Annotated in this window: 18 protein-coding genes and 1 riboswitch; of the genes, 2 read left to right on the top strand and 16 right to left on the bottom strand. The window is 66.8% G+C overall.

The annotated features are described in order from the left end of the window. Positions 1-32 precede the first annotated feature (32 nt). The 5 genes from GTH22_RS12255 to GTH22_RS12275 form a co-directional block, all read right to left on the bottom strand. The gene (locus tag GTH22_RS12255) at positions 33-479 is read right to left on the bottom strand and encodes a GNAT family N-acetyltransferase (protein ID WP_252945513.1); all 447 of its coding nucleotides are present in this window, start codon (positions 477-479) and stop codon (positions 33-35) included. Further along, a complete protein-coding gene (locus GTH22_RS12260; RefSeq protein WP_252945514.1) occupies positions 476-1,126 on the bottom strand; it encodes a phosphoribosylanthranilate isomerase in 651 nt (216 codons plus the stop codon). Before GTH22_RS12260 ends, GTH22_RS12255 begins: the two co-directional genes overlap by 4 nt. Position 1,127: 1 nt before the next feature. Beyond that, positions 1,128-1,487 carry a LapA family protein gene (locus GTH22_RS12265; RefSeq protein WP_256471582.1) on the bottom strand — a complete coding sequence of 120 codons (360 nt, stop codon included), beginning with the start codon at positions 1,485-1,487 and terminating at the stop codon, positions 1,128-1,130. A 9-nt stretch (positions 1,488-1,496) separates the two neighbouring features. Then, a complete protein-coding gene (gene ihfB, locus GTH22_RS12270) occupies positions 1,497-1,778 on the bottom strand; it encodes an integration host factor subunit beta (protein WP_074256588.1) in 282 nt (93 codons plus the stop codon). Between the two features lie 220 nt (positions 1,779-1,998). Further along, positions 1,999-3,216, bottom strand: a complete 1,218-nt coding sequence (locus GTH22_RS12275) for an MFS transporter (protein WP_252945515.1) — start codon at positions 3,214-3,216, stop codon at positions 1,999-2,001. A 219-nt stretch (positions 3,217-3,435) separates the two neighbouring features. Here GTH22_RS12275 and GTH22_RS12280 point away from each other — a divergent pair, with 219 nt between their 5' ends. Then, positions 3,436-3,873: a GNAT family N-acetyltransferase gene (locus tag GTH22_RS12280; RefSeq protein ID WP_252945516.1), complete on the top strand. Its 438-nt coding sequence runs from the start codon at positions 3,436-3,438 to the stop codon at positions 3,871-3,873. Positions 3,874-4,121: 248 nt separating this feature from the next. Here GTH22_RS12280 and rpsA read toward each other — a convergent pair whose 3' ends face one another. Beyond that, positions 4,122-5,801 carry a 30S ribosomal protein S1 gene (rpsA, locus tag GTH22_RS12285; protein WP_252945517.1) on the bottom strand — a complete coding sequence of 560 codons (1,680 nt, stop codon included), beginning with the start codon at positions 5,799-5,801 and terminating at the stop codon, positions 4,122-4,124. A 242-nt stretch (positions 5,802-6,043) separates the two neighbouring features. Here rpsA and GTH22_RS12290 point away from each other — a divergent pair, with 242 nt between their 5' ends. Continuing rightward, the gene (locus GTH22_RS12290; protein ID WP_252945518.1) at positions 6,044-6,931 is read left to right on the top strand and encodes an alpha/beta fold hydrolase; all 888 of its coding nucleotides are present in this window, start codon (positions 6,044-6,046) and stop codon (positions 6,929-6,931) included. A gap of 35 nt (positions 6,932-6,966) precedes the next feature. On the opposite strand, the gene GTH22_RS12295 is transcribed toward GTH22_RS12290, so the two are convergent. From GTH22_RS12295 to ybeY, 10 genes are all read right to left on the bottom strand, one after another. Further along, the gene (locus GTH22_RS12295; RefSeq protein WP_252945519.1) at positions 6,967-7,461 is read right to left on the bottom strand and encodes a BLUF domain-containing protein; all 495 of its coding nucleotides are present in this window, start codon (positions 7,459-7,461) and stop codon (positions 6,967-6,969) included. Between the two features lie 284 nt (positions 7,462-7,745). Further along, entirely contained in the window at positions 7,746-8,357 is a 612-nt protein-coding gene (locus GTH22_RS12300; protein WP_252945520.1) for a d(CMP) kinase, read from the bottom strand. Positions 8,358-8,431: 74 nt separating this feature from the next. Further along, complete coding sequence (locus GTH22_RS12305; RefSeq protein WP_252945521.1) at positions 8,432-8,836, bottom strand: GFA family protein; 405 nt, start codon at positions 8,834-8,836, stop codon at positions 8,432-8,434. Further along, positions 8,833-10,185, bottom strand: coding sequence for a 3-phosphoshikimate 1-carboxyvinyltransferase (gene aroA, locus GTH22_RS12310; protein WP_252945522.1), 1,353 nt, complete (start codon positions 10,183-10,185; stop codon positions 8,833-8,835). Before aroA ends, GTH22_RS12305 begins: the two co-directional genes overlap by 4 nt. A 52-nt stretch (positions 10,186-10,237) precedes the next feature. Further along, a complete protein-coding gene (trmB, locus tag GTH22_RS12315) occupies positions 10,238-10,960 on the bottom strand; it encodes a tRNA (guanosine(46)-N7)-methyltransferase TrmB (protein WP_252945523.1) in 723 nt (240 codons plus the stop codon). Positions 10,961-11,003: 43 nt separating this feature from the next. Then, positions 11,004-11,327 carry a hypothetical protein gene (locus tag GTH22_RS12320; RefSeq protein ID WP_252945524.1) on the bottom strand — a complete coding sequence of 108 codons (324 nt, stop codon included), beginning with the start codon at positions 11,325-11,327 and terminating at the stop codon, positions 11,004-11,006. A 261-nt stretch (positions 11,328-11,588) separates the two neighbouring features. Then, on the bottom strand, positions 11,589-12,758 hold the full coding sequence (gene metK / locus GTH22_RS12325) for a methionine adenosyltransferase (RefSeq protein WP_252945525.1): 1,170 nt from the start codon (positions 12,756-12,758) through the stop codon (positions 11,589-11,591). A 9-nt stretch (positions 12,759-12,767) separates the two neighbouring features. Further along, a riboswitch (SAM-SAH riboswitch) is annotated at positions 12,768-12,816 on the bottom strand. Between the two features lie 12 nt (positions 12,817-12,828). Beyond that, the gene (lnt, locus tag GTH22_RS12330; RefSeq protein ID WP_252945526.1) at positions 12,829-14,391 is read right to left on the bottom strand and encodes an apolipoprotein N-acyltransferase; all 1,563 of its coding nucleotides are present in this window, start codon (positions 14,389-14,391) and stop codon (positions 12,829-12,831) included. Beyond that, positions 14,375-15,286 (bottom strand): transporter associated domain-containing protein, encoded by a 912-nt coding sequence (locus GTH22_RS12335; RefSeq protein WP_252945527.1) that lies wholly within the window; start codon positions 15,284-15,286, stop codon positions 14,375-14,377. The genes lnt and GTH22_RS12335 overlap by 17 nt, the downstream gene beginning before the upstream one ends. Before the next feature lie 36 nt (positions 15,287-15,322). After that, on the bottom strand, positions 15,323-15,817 hold the full coding sequence (gene ybeY / locus GTH22_RS12340; RefSeq protein WP_252945528.1) for an rRNA maturation RNase YbeY: 495 nt from the start codon (positions 15,815-15,817) through the stop codon (positions 15,323-15,325). Positions 15,818-15,938: the final 121 nt, after the last annotated feature.

Raw genomic sequence — 15,938 nt, forward strand, 5'->3', positions numbered from 1 at the left:
CCTTGGCAGAAGCCCCCCGCCGAGGCACCGCCTCACAGGTACTTCTTGAACCCCAGGTGGCTCGCCTCGAACCCCAGCCCCTCGTAAAACCGGCGGCTGTCCACCCGGGCGGCATTCATCGTCAGCTGCACAAGGCTGCACCCCGCCGCCTTCGCCCGCGCCTCGATGTCGGCAAACATCAGCTGCCCCACGCCCTGGCCCCTCAAGGCGCCCGCGACCCGCACGCTCTCCACCTGCGCCCGCCGCGCGGCGGCCAGCGAGAGCCCCGAAATGAAGGTCAGCTGATAGGTCGCCACCACCACGCCGTCGCGCTCACCCACGAACACCCGGTTGCCCGGCTCGCGCTGCATTGCATCGAAAGCGGCAAGATAGGGCTCCAGCCCGGCCCGCTCGCGGCCCTGCCCGAGCATGTCATCGGCCAGCAGCGCCACCACGGCAGGCACATCCTCGCGCCGCGCCTCGCGGAACCGCAGGCTCATCCGTCGATCTCCGCGACAGCCTCCATGAAGGCGCGGATCATCCCGGCGTCCTTCACCCCCTTCTCGCGCTCCACGCCCGACGAAAGGTCCACCTGCCGCGCCCCGGTCCGCGCCACCGCCTCGGCCACGTTGCCCGCGTGCAGACCGCCCGCCAGCAACCACGGCACGCCCCAGCGCCGCCCGGCGATGAGCCGCCAGTCGAAGGGCAGGCCATTGCCGCCGGGCAGCTCGTCGCCCGGCGCGGGCTTGGCATCGACCAGCAGCATGTCCGCCACCCGGCCATGCTCGTCCAGCGCCGACAGATCCGCCTCGCCGGCCACGCCCACCGCCTTCATCACCGGCAACCCGTAGCGCGCGCGCACCTCGGCCACCCGCTCCGGGCTCTCCTTGCCATGCAGTTGAATGATATCCAGCGGCACCGCCTCGATGATCCGGTCCAGCAGCGCGTCATCCGCATCCACCACCAGCCCCACCTTGGCCAAGCCCTCGGGCGCCACCAGCGCCAGCTCGCGCGCCCGCTCGGGGCTGACATATCGCGGCGAGGGCTCGAAGAAGTTCAGCCCCGCATAGGCCGCCCCGGCCTCGGCCACGGCACGCATGTCCTCCGGGCGCTTCAGCCCGCAGATCTTCACCCGGATGTCCGCCATGTCAGCTTGCCTTGCGATCGTCCAGCAGCGCCAGAACGTCGTCCTGCTCCTGCCCGGTCTCGCGCTTCACCTGATCCAGTTCCTTCTTCGCCCGCCGCGCCTCCTTGGCCTGGCGTGCGGCCTCGGCCCGGTGCTTGTGCTCGCGGAACCACTCCCAGATGAACCCGACCAGAATGCCGAGCGCGATCATCGCAAAGAGCGAGACGAACAGCGGCAGCGTGATCTGATAGGGCAGCCCCAGCAGGTCGGCCAGCTCGCCGGGCAACAGCTTCAGCGTCACCGGCTCGCGATTGGCGAGAGCAAGGGTAATGAGAACAATGGCGAGGGCGGCCAGAAAGCCGTAGCGGAGATACCGGATCATGTCCCCGTTTTACTTGCCGTTCAGCCGGTCGCGCAAGAGCTTCCCGGTCTTGAAGAACGGCACGTGCTTTTCTTCCACGTCCACGGCGTCGCCGGTACGCGGATTGCGGCCCACGCGGGCATCCCGCTTCTTCACCGAAAAGGCGCCGAACCCGCGAAGCTCCACCCGGTCGCCATCGGCCATGGCGCCAATGATCTCTTCGAAGATGGTGTTCACGATCCGCTCAACGTCGCGCTGATAGAGATGCGGATTCTCGTCAGCGACCTTCTGGATCAATTCCGATCGGATCATGTTTCCCCCCGTTCAGGACGTGTTCTGCCCACGATTCCGTGTCGTGATTTGCCCTGCGACTATAGGCACAAAATTTAATATCCGAAACGGGGCGAATGCGTCATTTCACGGCTTTTCCGCGCCCATGGTCAATTTTCCGCCTGAAAAACCAAGGCTTTGGCAGTGCAGAATGCTCTCAGCACACATGCCGCAGCGCAGCATCAACCGAATCGCCCCCGCCTCAGAACCGCAGCCGCGCGGCGCCGTAACAGGCCAGCACGAACATCCCCGTACCGCCGATCACATAGGGCATCCGCAGCGCCAGTTCGCGGCCAAGGCCGGGCTCGGCCAGGGCCACCACGGCGCCCCCCGCAAGCGCGCCCAGCGGCATCATTCCCCAGCCGAAAAAGCGATAGAGCGCATTCACCCGGCCCATCAGCGCATCGGGAATCATCCGCTGCCGCCAGCTCACGGTGACGATGTTCCACAGCATCCCCGCCACCGCCTCCATGAACAGCGCCAGCCCGGCCAGCACCGGATGCGCGCCGAGCCCGATCATGAAGAAGGGCAGCGGCATCAGGCAGAGCGCAAGGCGCACCGTGGCCGTGGCCCCGAGCCGCCCGCTCACCCGCGGGCCCAGCATGCCGCCCAGCACCGCACCGCAGGCGCCCACCGCCAGCAGCAGCCCGTGGCCCGCCGCGTTCAGCCCCAGAATCTCCTGGCTGAACAGCACCAGCACCGTCAGCCACATCATGTGCATGAAGTTGATCAGCCCCAGCATCACCGCCAGCCGCAGCAGCAACGCCTGCCCCCGAAGCCAGTGCCAGCCCTCGGCCAGCTCCTCGCGCAGCCGCCGCCGTGCGGGCAGCACCCGGCGCGGCGTGGCAATCGCCCAGACCAGCCAGGCCGCGAGGGCGAAGGTCACCGCATCAAGCACAAAGGGCGCCGGCACCGCCCAGGCAATCAGAAATCCCGCCAGCGGCGGCCCGATGAAATGCCCCGCCACCTGCTCGGCGCTCCAGAGCTGGCCATTGGCGGTTTCAAGGTCGCCCGGCTCCACCACGGCGGGCAGAAAGGTCTGCGCCGCGTTGTCGCGCACCACTTCCGCCGATCCGAGCAGAAAGGCCAGCCCCGCCAGCGCCAGCACCGGCCAGGCGCTGTCGCCCTCCGGCATCCGCAGCGCCAGCGCCACGATCCCCACCGTCAGCAGCATCCGCAGAATATCCGCCCGCACCATCAGCGCCTGCCGGTCCGACCGGTCCACCAGCGCACCCGCCGGGATCGCAAACAGCATCCACGGCAGCGAGGCAGCAAAGGGCACCAGCGCAATGAGCAGCGGATCGCGGGTCAGCAGGCTCGCGAGCCAAGGCACCGCCATGGCCGACACCCCGTCCCCGAGGTTGGACACCGAGGTCGAGGAAAACAGCAGGCGAAAGTTCCGGTTGCGCGCAATCAACATGCGCGGATCTGGCCATTTTCCGCGCCGGAACGCCAGACTTGTCGTGTGTCCGGCAAGGTTTTACAACCACGCCATCAATGGAGATTTGATGCACTGATGGTTCTGTCGGCACCCCGTTGAGGTGCCACACCGGGCAAAGCCCCACGCGCAATCCGCCCCCCGGGCGGATGCTGGTCGCCTGCGCCCCCAGATCAGACACATCCTCAAGGGACAGATCCATTGATACGACCCTACACTCCGGGCGTCGACGACGACGCCATCGTTCATATCTTCACCGCGGCCAGCCGGCTCGCCCATGGCTTCCTGGGCGAGACCTTCATCCTCGCCGCCGCCGAAGACGTCCGCAAACTCTACCTCCCCCATGCCGAAACCCATGTCTGGGACGAAGGCAGCGGGCCGCAGGGCTTCATCGCGCTCATCCCCGGCACCCCAACCGAGGTCGGCGGCTTCTTCATGGACCCCGCCCATCGCGGCCATGGCCATGGCCGGGCGCTGATGGATGACGCCCTGCGCCGCCACGGCAGACTCGAACTCGATGTCTTCGCCCGCAACGCGATCGGACGGCGCTTCTACGCGCGCTACGGCTTCACGCCACTGCAAGACCGGCACGACCCGCGCTTCGACCAGCGCGTGATCCGCCTGCGCTCTCCGGGCTGAGCGCCCTCCCTAAAGTGGCGCCCGCCCAACCGCGGGCGCCACACCCCTGCATTTTCTTGCTGAAAATACTCACCCCGAAGGCGCCAACCAAACCGCCGCCAGAGGCAGATCGCACCCGCGCACCCCGGCGCGGGGCGGGGGCGCGGGGTGGGCGGGCGGGAGCGCCCCCGCCCCGCGCCGGCCCAACGAAAAAGGGCCCCCGTCAAAGACGGAGGCCCCAATCTCACGCAGCAGCTGCGTCCGGACGATCAGTCGTCCTTGTTGAGCGCGGCGCCCAGGATGTCGCCGAGCGAAGCACCGGAGTCCGACGAGCCATACTGCTCCACGGCCTCTTTTTCTTCGGCAATCTCGCGCGCCTTGATCGACAGGCCCAGACGGCGGGTCTTGCTGTCCACGTTGGTCACGCGCACATCCACCTTGTCGCCCACGCCAAAGCGCTCGGGGCGCTGCTCGGCACGGTCACGGCTCAGGTCGGAACGGCGGATGAAGGACTTCATGCCCTCGTATTCCACCTCGATGCCGCCATCCTCGATCGCCGTCACTTCCACGGTGATGATCTGGCCACGCTTCACGCCGCCAACAGCCTCGGCAAACTTGTCACCGCCCAGCGCCTTGATGGAGAGCGAGATGCGCTCCTTCTCCACGTCGGTCTCGGTCACCACGGCCTGAACGATGTCGTTCTTGTGGTAGGACTGAATGGCATCCTCGCCACGCTCGTCCCAGCTGAGGTCGGAGAGGTGCACCATGCCGTCGATGTCGCCGGGCAGGCCGATGAACAGACCGAACTCGGTGATGTTCTTGACCTCGCCTTCCACTTCGGTCCCCTCGGGGTGGGTTTCTGCAAACACCTCCCACGGGTTGCGCATGGTCTGCTTGAGGCCGAGAGAAACCCGGCGCTTGGCGGGGTCGATCTCGAGCACCATGACTTCCACTTCCTGCGAGGTGGAGACGATCTTGCCGGGGTGCACGTTCTTCTTGGTCCAGCTCATCTCGGAGACGTGGACAAGACCTTCCACACCCGGCTCCAGCTCGACGAACGCACCGTAGTCGGTGATGTTGGTCACGCGGCCGGTGTGCACGGAGTCGAGCGGGAACTTGGCTTCCACCGAATCCCACGGATCGTCCTGCAGCTGCTTCATGCCAAGGCTGATGCGGTGCGTCTCTTTGTTGATCTTGATGACCTGCACCTTGATCGTCTCGCCGATCGACAGGATCTCGCTCGGGTGGTTCACCCGGCGCCAGGCCATGTCGGTCACGTGCAGCAGGCCGTCAACGCCGCCGAGGTCAACGAAGGCACCGTATTCGGTGATGTTCTTCACCACGCCGTCCACGGTCTGGCCTTCGGTCAGGTTGCCGATCACTTCGGCACGCTGCTCGGCGCGGGACTCCTCGAGGATCGCACGGCGCGACACAACGATGTTGCCCCGGCGACGGTCCATCTTCAGGATCTGGAACGGCTGCTTGAGGCCCATCAGCGGGCCGGCATCGCGCACCGGGCGCACATCGACCTGGGAGCCGGGCAGGAAGGCCACGGCGCCGCCGAGATCGACGGTAAAGCCACCCTTGACGCGGCCGAAGATGGCGCCTTCAACGCGCTCTTCGTCGGCATAGGCCTTCTCCAGACGGTCCCACGCCTCTTCGCGGCGGGCCTTGTCACGGGAGATGCTGGCCTCGCCCCGGGCGTTCTCGACGCGATCGAGGAACACCTCGACCTCATCGCCAACGGCAATCTCGGGAGCTTCGCCGGGGTTGGCAAATTCTTTCAGTTCAACGCGGCCTTCCATCTTGTAGCCGACGTCGATAATGGCCTGGCCCGCTTCGATCGCGATAACCTTGCCTTTGACAACAGAGCCCTCGTCGGGCGTGTCAATTTCGAAGCTTTCAGACAGGAGGGCTTCGAATTCCTCCATCGTTGCGTTTTGAGCCATGTGGCGTTTCAATCCTTAGGTTTCGGTTTCTGGCCGTGCGGTTGTCTCCGCCGGTCTTGGGTTGGTCTCTGCCGTGCACTTTCGAAAAACAAAATCAGGGCCGGACGGTCCCGACCCTGCCTGAGTTTTTCGTCAGCAGCTCTCACGGCGGCTTGACGAAGCGGCGTTTAGCCGCCCAGAGCCCGCTTTGCAAGGGGTTTCACCGCTTTTCGGCGGTGCCGCGCCGGCCTAATGTCGCGCTCATGCGTGCCCTTCTCGCCCTCCCGCTCCTGCTCGCCGCCTGTGCCGCGCCCCCCACCCTTCCGGTGGGAGAGAGCCCGCTGGCCACCAATCCCGCCCGCAGCGCCCGCGCCGCAGAGGCGCCCCGCCTCACGGTGATGATCCCCGGCGCGCTCGCCTCGGTCGATATCTTCGCGCCCACCAACGGCTGGGCGGCGCGGGGCCATGCGCTGGCCTACTACCGCTTTCCCGGCATGGACGGGCTGGAGCTGGATCACCAGCTTTCCATCACCGCCGCGGCCGAGGAAATCGCCCGCTACGCCCGCCAGCACCCCGACAAGCAGCTTACCCTCGTGGGCTATTCCGCCGGCGGCGCCATCGCGCTCGAGGCCGCCGCCCTGCTGGCGCCGCGCCCGGTGACCGTGGCCGCTATCTCGCCCTCCCCCGAGCACGCGGGCGGGCTGCAAACCATCCTGCGCGGCGCGGGCGACGTGATCTCCGCCGCCACCCGGGCCGGGAGCTTCACCCGCAAGGCCATCTGGGACGAGTACTGGAAAACCCTGCTCTATGGCCGGAACAACCGCGACAACCCGCGCTTTACCAACCAGATAGAGACCCTCTCCAAAGAGCACGCCCCCCGCATCGCGGACCCGAGCCCGGCGCTCGTGCGCGCCCATTCCTCCGGGCTGCGGCGTTGGGAGCTGTCGGAGGGGGCAGACCTCAGCCATGCCCGCATCGGCTTCTTCATCGGCATGGAAGACCCGGTGTTCTCCACCCGTCAGACCGACACCCTGCGCAGGCGGGCCGGCGGCGGGCGACTCATCGGCTTTGCCGATGACGGCCACCTGCTGCTGCTGACCCGCAAGAGCCTGTTCGATCACGTGCTGCGCTTCGTCGAGGCCGACGGCTAGCCGCAAGGCGGCCCGGCCGCCTCAGGCGCGCCCGCTTACAGCCCGCGCGCGGCCTTCAGCCGTTTCACCCAGGAATCCACCGGCTCCGAGGGCTTGCGGCCATAGGGCGAGCTGCCGCCCCATTCCGCTTCGGTGCGCGATTGCCCGATCATGGCGGTCCAGATCTCGCGGGCCTTGGCCGGCGGGATCATCGGGCGCTGGCCCTGCTCGTCGAGCGCAATGTCCAGCTCGTCCTCGGCCACGTAGTCGTAGCCCATCGCCCATTCGGCAAAGGGCGAAGGCGCATCGCCATCTTCCGAGATCAGCACTTCCACATCGCTGTGGCGCTCGTCGGCCTTGATCCGCTCCATCAGCGCCAGCACCACGTTGCGCGGCCCGTGCAGCGCCTGAAAGAACTGCCCCTGCCCGCGCCACAGAAAGCCGGTCAGCCCGGCGGCGGCGTTGAACTCAAGTGCCTTGAGCAGGATGTCGAGATCGGTCTCGCCAAATTCTTCGTCCCGAGCGATCGAACGATAGAGAAGTTGGTGCATTCCAGTCGTGTCCTTGTGCAGTCCAGTGTCGTGTCGGCGCTGCCTGTCTCACAGCGGTAGCAGTCACATGTCAGGGGGTGCGCAAGACGCAGCGTTGATTGTTAACGATTTGCTAACACCACTCAAGCCCCCGGGTCGTCAAGGTTTTTTGCCATAAAGGGTTAATGGCGGGCTCGCTATGTCATTTCATGTATGCACGGGGTGTGTACGGGTTGTGCACGGGGTGTGACACGGCGGATTCCCGCCGATCGTTTTGCGCAACACTTCCGTTAACCACGTGTTTTCTACTGCAATTTCAAACGGATGTGCACCACGGCCCGGTCAAGCGCCTCCGCGATGCTCAGGTCGGTGGTGTCCAGCAGCATTGCGTCTTCCGCCGCAATCATCGGCGCCGTGTCGCGGCTCGCATCCCGCGCATCCCGCGCCTTCACATCGGCCAGAACCTGCGCCCGCGTCACCTCGTGGCCCTTGCCGTCCAGCTCCAGAAAGCGCCTTTCCGCGCGCGCTTCGGCGCTGGCGGTGACAAAGAGCTTCACCTCCGCCCCGGGGCAGATCACCGTGCCGATGTCGCGCCCGTCCAGCACTGCGCCGCCCTCGCGGCGGGCAAAATTACGCTGAAATTCCAGCAGCTTCGCCCGCACCTCCGGCACCGCCGCCACCCGGCTTGCGGCCTGGGCCACCTCCGAGGTGCGCAGCGCGTCTTCCGGGGTCAGATCGTCCGGGGTCAGCGCCGCCGCCGCCTCCACCGGGTCGGCCCCGGCCAGCACCCGCGCCCCCACCGCGCGGTAGAGCAGCCCGGTATCAAGATGTGCGAGGCCAAACTCCCTGGCGACCGCCTTCGAGATTGTCCCCTTCCCCGCCGCCGCGGGCCCGTCGATGGCCACCGTGAATTTCATCGCTCGCCTCATCTGTGCATAGGCCGGCCGTGCGCCCGGTTAACCTCTTGCTTACCCTGCCGCAGGCAGGCCGCTCAATCCACCCGCGTCGTCAAGGCCGGGTCATTGCCCTCAACCTGCCGCGAACCCTCTGGGATTTCATAGTAATCCCCCTTGTCCGCGCAGAAGATATGGCCCTTGGTCGCAAGCCCCGTCGGCCCCTCCAGCGTGCCCGCCATGATCGAGGTATTGGCCCCCGCCCCATCCCAGAACAACTGGCTCCCGCAGTTCGGGCAAAACCCGCGTCGCGCCTCTTCGGAGGATTGAAACCACCGGACTTCCCCCGTGATTTCAAGCCCTTCGCGCGGCACCGAGGTGGCCGAAACATAGTGCCCGGAGGCCTTGCGGCACTGGCTGCAATGGCAGGCAATCACCGGCCGCCATGGCCCCTCGGAGGCGTATGTCACCGCCCCGCAAAGGCACCCGCCCGTCAGCCTCATGCCCCGGCCTTCTCCAGCTTCGCACCCAGCCCGCCCATGAGGTCCATGAAGATCGGGAAGGAGGTCGCGATCGGCCCCGCGTCATCCACGCCCACAGGCTCTTGCGCCGCCATCCCGCAGATCAGGAAGCTCATCGCAATCCGGTGATCCAACCGCGCCTCCGCCGTCGCGCCGCCCTTCACGCCCTCGGGCCCCAAGCCTTTGACCGCAAACCAGTCTTCGCCCTCGTCGATCTCCACGCCGCAGGCCCTGAGGCCCACCGCCATGGCGTCGATCCGGTCGCTCTCCTTCACCCGCAGTTCCTTCACGCCCGGGCATCTCGTGACCCCCTGCGCAAAGCTGGCCACCACCGAGAGCACCGGATATTCGTCGATCATCGAGGCCGCCCGCTCTGCCGGCACCTCTATCCCCTTCATATCCGGCGAGAATTTCGCGCGCAGGTCGGCAACAGGCTCGCCCCCCTCCTCGCGCTCGTTCTCGTAGGTCAGGTCAGCGCCCATCTCGCGCAGCGTGGCAAACAGCCCCGCGCGGGTGGGGTTCAGCCCGATCCCCGGCACCAGCACATCGCTGCCCGGCACGATCAGCGCCGCGCAGACCGGGAAGGCCGCCGAGGACGGATCACGCGGCACCGCAATCACCTGCGGCTTCAATTCCGGCTGCCCCGTCAAGGAGATGACCCGCCCCTCCGCGGTGTCTTCCACGCGCACCTCCGCGCCGAACCCGGCCAGCATCCGCTCGGTATGGTCCCGTGTCGCCTCGCGCTCGGTCACCACCGTCACACCCGGCGCATTCAGCCCCGCCAGCAGCACCGCCGATTTCACCTGCGCCGAGGGCACCGGCGTGGTGTAGCTGACCGGCACCGGGCTCTCGGCCCCTACCATCGTCAGCGGCAGCCGCCCGCCGGATTTGCCGTAAGAGGCTGTTCCAAAAAGCGAAAGCGGCTCCGTCACCCGCCCCATCGGGCGCGAGCGCAGGCTTGCATCGCCGGTGAAGGTCACGCTGAACGGATGGGTCGCCACGGCCCCCATGATGAGCCGCACCCCGGTGCCCGAGTTGCCGCAGTCGATCACGTCTTCCGGCTCGCCAAACCCGCCCACGCCAACCCCGTGCACCGACCACTCGCCCGGCCCGTGCTGCACCACCTCCGCGCCCAGCGCCCGCATCGCCTTGGCGGTGTCGAGCACGTCCTCGCCTTCCAGCAGGCCGGTGATCTTGGTCTCGCCCACGGCCATCGCGCCGAGGATCAGCGAGCGATGCGAGATCGACTTGTCGCCGGGCACCTCCGCCACGCCCTTCAGCGGGTCGGCCTTGCGGGAGGTCATCGGGATCGGTGTGCCGTGAGACGACATGGGGCGGGCTCCTCGTGGTTTCCGGCCCCGAATAGCCGCTTTCCGGGGCGGCTTAAACCCTGCGGAAGGTCAGATAATGCGGGGTGCGGTCCTCGCGGAGCGCCTTCTGCTCGTAGCGGGTGCTGATCCAGTCGCCCCAGGGCTTGCGCCAGTCTTCCGGCCCCTCGGCCAGCCACTCGAACCCGTGGCGCGGCACCTGCTCCAGCGTCTGGCGCACGTAGTCCGGAATATCCGTCGCCACCCGAAAGATCGCGCCCTTCTTCAGCACCTTCGCCAGCGGCTCCAGATGCTCGGGCGTCACGAACCGGCGGCGGTGGTGGCGCTTCTTGGGCCATGGGTCGGGGTAGAGCAGGAAGGCGCGGCTCACCGAACCCTCGGGCAGCACATCGAAGAGATTGCGCGCATCGCCGGGATAGACGGCGAGGTTCTCCACCCCGGCCTTGCGGATCTTGCCCAGCAGCATCGCCACGCCGTTGATGTAGGGCTCCGCGCCGATGATCCCCACGCCGGGGTTCTGCGCTGCCTGATGCACCAGATGCTCGCCGCCGCCAAAGCCGATTTCGAGCCAAAGATCCTTGCCGCCAAACAGCGCCTCAGGGTCCAGCGGCTGGCGCTCGGGGTTGTCCTCCCAGTCGACCTTGCCCGGCGAGAGCGCCGCAAGGTCTTCGTCCAGGTAGGCCTCCTGGCTCGCCCGCAGGCCCTTGCCCTTGAAGCGGCCATAGAAGTTGCGCCACGGGGCGCCGCTGCGGTGTTTGTCTGGGTGGTTCTCGCTCATGGGGCGGCGATGTAGCGCCCCGCCGCGGCCCGCGCAACCGGAGTCAGTTGAACTCCGCCTCGTCGTGCTCCTGCCGGGTGATCTCGCGGATGCCCTCGTACGGGGTGCCCGCCACCGCGTTGCGGATGATCTCTTCGGCCATGTCAAAGTCGGCCACGTCGAAGCCAAAGTTCACCTCCGGCTCGCCGGTGGCCTCGCAGGAGCCAATCTCGGCCCCCGCCCATTCGCCCGCCCGCGCCTCGATCAGCGCGTTCTCGATCAGCTCCATCGCGGCGTTGCGAAAATCAAGCGCGCCGTCCCAATCGCCGGGGTAATGGCCGGGGATGCGGTTGACGTTGTAAAAGATTTCGACCGACTTGATCGCCATGCCAAGCCCTCCATGCCTTTCATTCTAAAAGGAAAGCATGAAAATTCGGCTAATCTTCGGCATTTTCGGAGCAGGGGAGAAAATGCCGCCCGAATGCGACCTATCGGGCACAGGCTTTCCCGAGACCGCGAAGCGCGCCAGCGCAGCCTCGCAGCCCCACGTGTCGGCAAATCGGTGACGAACGCGCCAAGAGCCTTCCCCCCCCTTGGGCGGAAGGCTCTTGCAGACCGGGCATCGCGCCCTATCCCTCAATGGATGCCGTCAGAGCGCCGCCTTCAGCGCATCCGCCAGGTCGGTCTTCTCCCAGGAAAAGCCGCCATCGGCATCCGGCGACCGGCCAAAGTGGCCATAGGCCGCCGTGCGCTGAAAGATCGGCTTGTTCATCGCCAGATGGGTGCGGATGCCGCGCGGGGTGAGGTCCATCGCCTTGGCCACCGCCTTCTCGATCTGCGCCTCGGGCACTTCGCCGGTGCCGTGGGTGTCCACGTAGATCGACAGCGGCTTGCTGACCCCGATCGCGTAGGAAAGCTGGAGCGTGCAGCGCCTGGCCAGCCCTGCGGCAACCACGTTCTTGGCCAGGTAGCGGGCCGCATAGGCCGCCGAACGGTCCACCTTGGTCGGATCTTTCCCCGAAAAGGCACCGCCGCCATGAGGGGCCGCGCCGCCGTAGGTGTCCACGATGATCTTGCGGCCTGTCAGGCCCGCGTCGCCATCAGGCCCGCCGATCACGAACTTGCCGGTCGGGTTGATCCACCACTCGGTCGCATCCGTCAGCCAGCCCTCGGGCAGAATGCCGCGAATGTAGGGCTCCACGATGGCGCGCACGTCAGCGGAGGACAGCGCCGGGTCGAGGTGCTGGGTCGAGAGCACCAGCGAGGTCGCCTCCACCGGCTTGCCGCCCTCGTAGCGCAGGCTGAGCTGGCTCTTCATGTCGGGGCCGAGCTTGGGCTCGGTGCCGTTCTTGCGCACTTCTGCGAGCTTCTTCAGGATCGCGTGGGCATAGTGGATCGGCGCCGGCATCAGCTCTTCGGTCTCGTCGACTGCATAGCCGAACATGATCCCCTGATCGCCCGCGCCCTCGTCCTTGTTTCCGCTGGCATCCACGCCCTGGGCGATATCGGCCGATTGCGCGTGCAGGTAGTTGTCGACCTTGATGTTGGCCCAGTGAAAGCCCTGCTGCTCGTAGCCGATGTCCTTCACGCAATCGCGGGCAATTTCCTCGACCCGGCGGATCACCGTGCCGGGGCCGCGCACTTCGCCGCCGATGACAACGCGGTCGGTGGTGGCAAAGGTTTCGCAGGCAACCCGGCTTTCGGGATCTTCGGCGAGGAAGGCATCGAGAACGGCATCCGAAATCCGGTCGCAGACCTTGTCGGGGTGGCCCTCGGAAACGGATTCCGAGGTGAACGTGTATTCAGAACGAGACGACATGTGGGGTAGTGCTCCATTGGAAATTGACCGCCACGCCAGGAAGCCGTTGTGGCAGCAGACAGGCTCGGTGCTATTCGCTCGGGCCGGTCGGGTCAACCGGCTTGGATGCCGCACGGGCAACACAGAGTACGGTGCCTGCAAGAAGCAGCAACACCAGCATCCCCCAGTCGCCCCAGATCCGATAGGGCGGCGTTGCGACCAGCCGCGGCGGCAGCGCCACGTCGAGATAGCCCGCCTCACCCAGCGGCAGGCTGTCGAGCACCCGGCCCTGCGCGTCGATCACCGCCGAAACTCCCGTATTGGCCGCCCGCAGCACCGGAACCCCCTGCTCCACGGCCCTCAGCCGCGCCTGCGCGAGGTGCTGATAGGGCCCCGAGATCCGCCCGAACCACGCATCATTGGTGATATGCAGGATCCATCCCGGGCGCGGGGCGGCAATGATCTCCTCGGCAAAGATCGCCTCATAGCAGATCAGCGGCAGCACCTGTCCGAGCCCCTCGCCAAGGTCGATCAGCCGCAGCCCGTTGCCCGGCACAAAGCCCGACATCGCCGATTCCGCAATGCCGCCCGGCATCCAGCTTCCCAGCCACCGCGCACCGGGCATGTACTCGCCGAAGGGCACGAGGTGCGACTTGTTGTAATAGCCCGTCACATCGGCCCCGGGGGTGATGACGGCCAGCGAGTTGCGCGCCGCCGTGCCCTCCCGGCGCTGCAACCCCACAACCACCGTCGCCCCCTGCGCCGCATCAGCGACCACCTGCGCGGTGCCGTTGCCGGGCGCCAGCAGATAGGCCAGCGAGGTCTCGGGCCAAACCACGAGGTCGGGCATCGGCCCCTCGGGCGGCTCGGCACTCAGCGCCAGCGAACGCTCGAAGAAGACCGGAATCATCTCTTCCTGCCACTTCAGGTGCTGCGCCGCATTGGGCTGCACCAGCCGCACCGTCGCGGGCGCGCGGCTCTCCACCTCCTGCCCCAGGCGCCACAGCCCGTAGGGCACCGGCACCGCCAGCACGGCCAGGGCCGCCAGCACGCCCAGCGCCGCCCGGCGGGTGCCGAACACCACCGGAATAGCGGCAACCAGGGTGGTGAACAGCGTCAACAGATGCGGCCCGCCCAGTGCCGCAAGATGCATCTGCGGATGCCCCACCCAGATGTGCCCGATCAGCGCCCATGGAAAGCCCGTCCACAAATGCGACCTCAGCATTTCCACCGCCGCCAGCAGCACGGCGCCCCAGAGCGCCCGCTGCACCCTGCCCCGGCCGAACCACGCGGCCAGGCCGAAGGCCATGGCCCAGAACAGCGCAAACCCGCCGGCATGGGCCGCCAGCGCGATCGGCGCCAGAAAGCCATGCCGCCACGGATCCACGAAAAACGGCTCGACGATCCAGAACATCGTCGACACCACGTAGCCCGCGCCCATGGCCCAGCCGCGCCACGCGGCGGCTCTCGGGGCGGGCACCAGCGCAAACAGCGCAAAGCCCAGTGCCAGCGCGGCAACCGCAAGCCAGACAAGGCCCAAGGGCGCCTGCCCCGTGCCCACGACCGCCCCCAGCAGGGCAAACAGGCCAAAGCTCGACCACCGCCCCGCCAGCCACCCGGCCATCCGCTCTGTCAGATCACTCTTCGCCGGCACCGTCGTCCTGCTGTGCAGTGGCTTCCGGAAACCGCACCCTGAGCCGCTTCACCCGGCGCGGATCGGCATCCAGCACCTCGAACTCCGCGCCGCCCGGATGGGGGACGACCTCGCCCCGCGTCGGCACGCGGCCGGTGAGCATGAAGACCAACCCGCCCAGCGTGTCGACCTCCTCAAGATCCTCGGCATCGGCCAGCGCAACGCCGGTCTCTTCCTCGAAATCTTCCAGCGGGGTGCGCGCCATGGCGAGATACTGGCCGGGCTTCTCCTCGGTCCAGAGATCGCCCTCCTCGATGTCGTGCTCGTCCTCGATCTCGCCGATCACCTGCTCGATCAGATCCTCGATGGTCACAAGCCCGTCGGTGCCGCCATACTCGTCGATCACCAGCGCCATATGCATCCGGTCGCTCTGCATCTTCTGCAGCAGCACGCCGATCGGCATTGACGGCGGCGCATAGAGCAACGGGCGCAGCATCGGCGCCAGGTCGAACTCCTCACCATGTCCGTTGAAGCCGTATTTCAGCGCAAAATCCTTCAAGTGCACCATGCCCACCGGGCTGTCGAGCGTGCCCTCGAACACCGGAAGGCGGCTCATGCCGCTGTCGCGAAACACCGCAACCAGCTCTTCCTTGTCGATATCGACGGGCACCGCCACGATCTCCGCCTTCGGAATGGCCACGTCCTCGACCCGCATCCGACGCAGGTTTCCAAGCCCGAGCATGGCCACGGCTTCTCGGCCGGCACCTCTGCGCGGTTCGTCGCCCTCTTCGGCGCCGCCCTCTTCTGCGGGAAAAATTGCCTCGGCAAGGCGGCCCCAAAGCCCCTTGCCCTCTCCACTCTCGGTCTCCAGCGCGCTCTGCGCGGCGCTAGACGACCCGTCCGAACTTTCGCCCATCGGTCCTTTCCAATAAATGCCCCATCGCCGGGGCTGTCACTCATATGGGTTTTTAACACCCAACTTGGCAAGTATTTCCGCCTCACGGGCCTCCATCAGCTCCGCGTCTGCGTCGTTAATATGATCGTAACCCAGAAGATGCATCATTCCATGAACAACGAGGTGCGTCAGATGGTCCTGCAAAGCCAGCCCGCCCGCCTCGGCCTCACGGGCACAGGTTTCGTAAGCCAGCGCAATGTCGCCAAGCGGGATCATGCCATCCGGGTCGGCCTCGGGCGCAAGCGGATCTCCGCCGGGGCCCTCGGGCGCAAGCTCCTGCGCCGGCCATGACAGCACGTTTGTCGGCTGGGGCTTGCCGCGAAAGTCTCCGTTGAGCTCTGCAATCCGGGCGTCATCCGCGCCCAGAACCGAAACCTCGATATCCGTCGGCAGGCCGTGCCACGCCAGAACCGCCGGAACCACCGCCTGCACCAGGGCCTCCAGCGCCGCGGCCTCCCAGCGGTCGTCCTCTATGGCAACGTCCAGTTCCATTTTCTTGCTTCAAATATCTCCGGGGGTTTGGGGGCAGCGCCCCCAATCACAAATGAATGGCCTGCGCCGCAGGCGCTCAATTAAGCAACGGCCGCACAGTTGACCAGTTGTTAACCGAGGT

Origin of the sequence: Oceanicola sp. 502str15, assembly GCF_024105635.1 — a bacterium.
In the GTDB taxonomy this organism is placed as follows: Bacteria; Pseudomonadota; Alphaproteobacteria; order Rhodobacterales; family Rhodobacteraceae; genus Vannielia.

What these genes read in the sequence shown, in the direction of transcription:
- GTH22_RS12255 (WP_252945513.1), bottom strand. Translation starts at nt 479, where the DNA reads ATGAGCCTGCGGTTCCGCGAGGCGCGGCGCGAGGATGTGCCTGCCGTG.
- GTH22_RS12260 (WP_252945514.1), bottom strand. Translation starts at nt 1,126, where the DNA reads ATGGCGGACATCCGGGTGAAGATCTGCGGGCTGAAGCGCCCGGAGGAC.
- GTH22_RS12265 (WP_256471582.1), bottom strand. Translation starts at nt 1,487, where the DNA reads ATGATCCGGTATCTCCGCTACGGCTTTCTGGCCGCCCTCGCCATTGTT.
- ihfB (WP_074256588.1), bottom strand. Translation starts at nt 1,778, where the DNA reads ATGATCCGATCGGAATTGATCCAGAAGGTCGCTGACGAGAATCCGCAT.
- GTH22_RS12275 (WP_252945515.1), bottom strand. Translation starts at nt 3,216, where the DNA reads ATGTTGATTGCGCGCAACCGGAACTTTCGCCTGCTGTTTTCCTCGACC.
- rpsA (WP_252945517.1), bottom strand. Translation starts at nt 5,801, where the DNA reads ATGGCTCAAAACGCAACGATGGAGGAATTCGAAGCCCTCCTGTCTGAA.
- GTH22_RS12290 (WP_252945518.1), top strand. Translation starts at nt 6,044, where the DNA reads ATGCGTGCCCTTCTCGCCCTCCCGCTCCTGCTCGCCGCCTGTGCCGCG.
- GTH22_RS12295 (WP_252945519.1), bottom strand. Translation starts at nt 7,461, where the DNA reads ATGCACCAACTTCTCTATCGTTCGATCGCTCGGGACGAAGAATTTGGC.
- GTH22_RS12300 (WP_252945520.1), bottom strand. Translation starts at nt 8,357, where the DNA reads ATGAAATTCACGGTGGCCATCGACGGGCCCGCGGCGGCGGGGAAGGGG.
- GTH22_RS12305 (WP_252945521.1), bottom strand. Translation starts at nt 8,836, where the DNA reads ATGAGGCTGACGGGCGGGTGCCTTTGCGGGGCGGTGACATACGCCTCC.
- aroA (WP_252945522.1), bottom strand. Translation starts at nt 10,185, where the DNA reads ATGTCGTCTCACGGCACACCGATCCCGATGACCTCCCGCAAGGCCGAC.
- trmB (WP_252945523.1), bottom strand. Translation starts at nt 10,960, where the DNA reads ATGAGCGAGAACCACCCAGACAAACACCGCAGCGGCGCCCCGTGGCGC.
- GTH22_RS12320 (WP_252945524.1), bottom strand. Translation starts at nt 11,327, where the DNA reads ATGGCGATCAAGTCGGTCGAAATCTTTTACAACGTCAACCGCATCCCC.
- metK (WP_252945525.1), bottom strand. Translation starts at nt 12,758, where the DNA reads ATGTCGTCTCGTTCTGAATACACGTTCACCTCGGAATCCGTTTCCGAG.
- GTH22_RS12335 (WP_252945527.1), bottom strand. Translation starts at nt 15,286, where the DNA reads ATGGGCGAAAGTTCGGACGGGTCGTCTAGCGCCGCGCAGAGCGCGCTG.
- ybeY (WP_252945528.1), bottom strand. Translation starts at nt 15,817, where the DNA reads ATGGAACTGGACGTTGCCATAGAGGACGACCGCTGGGAGGCCGCGGCG.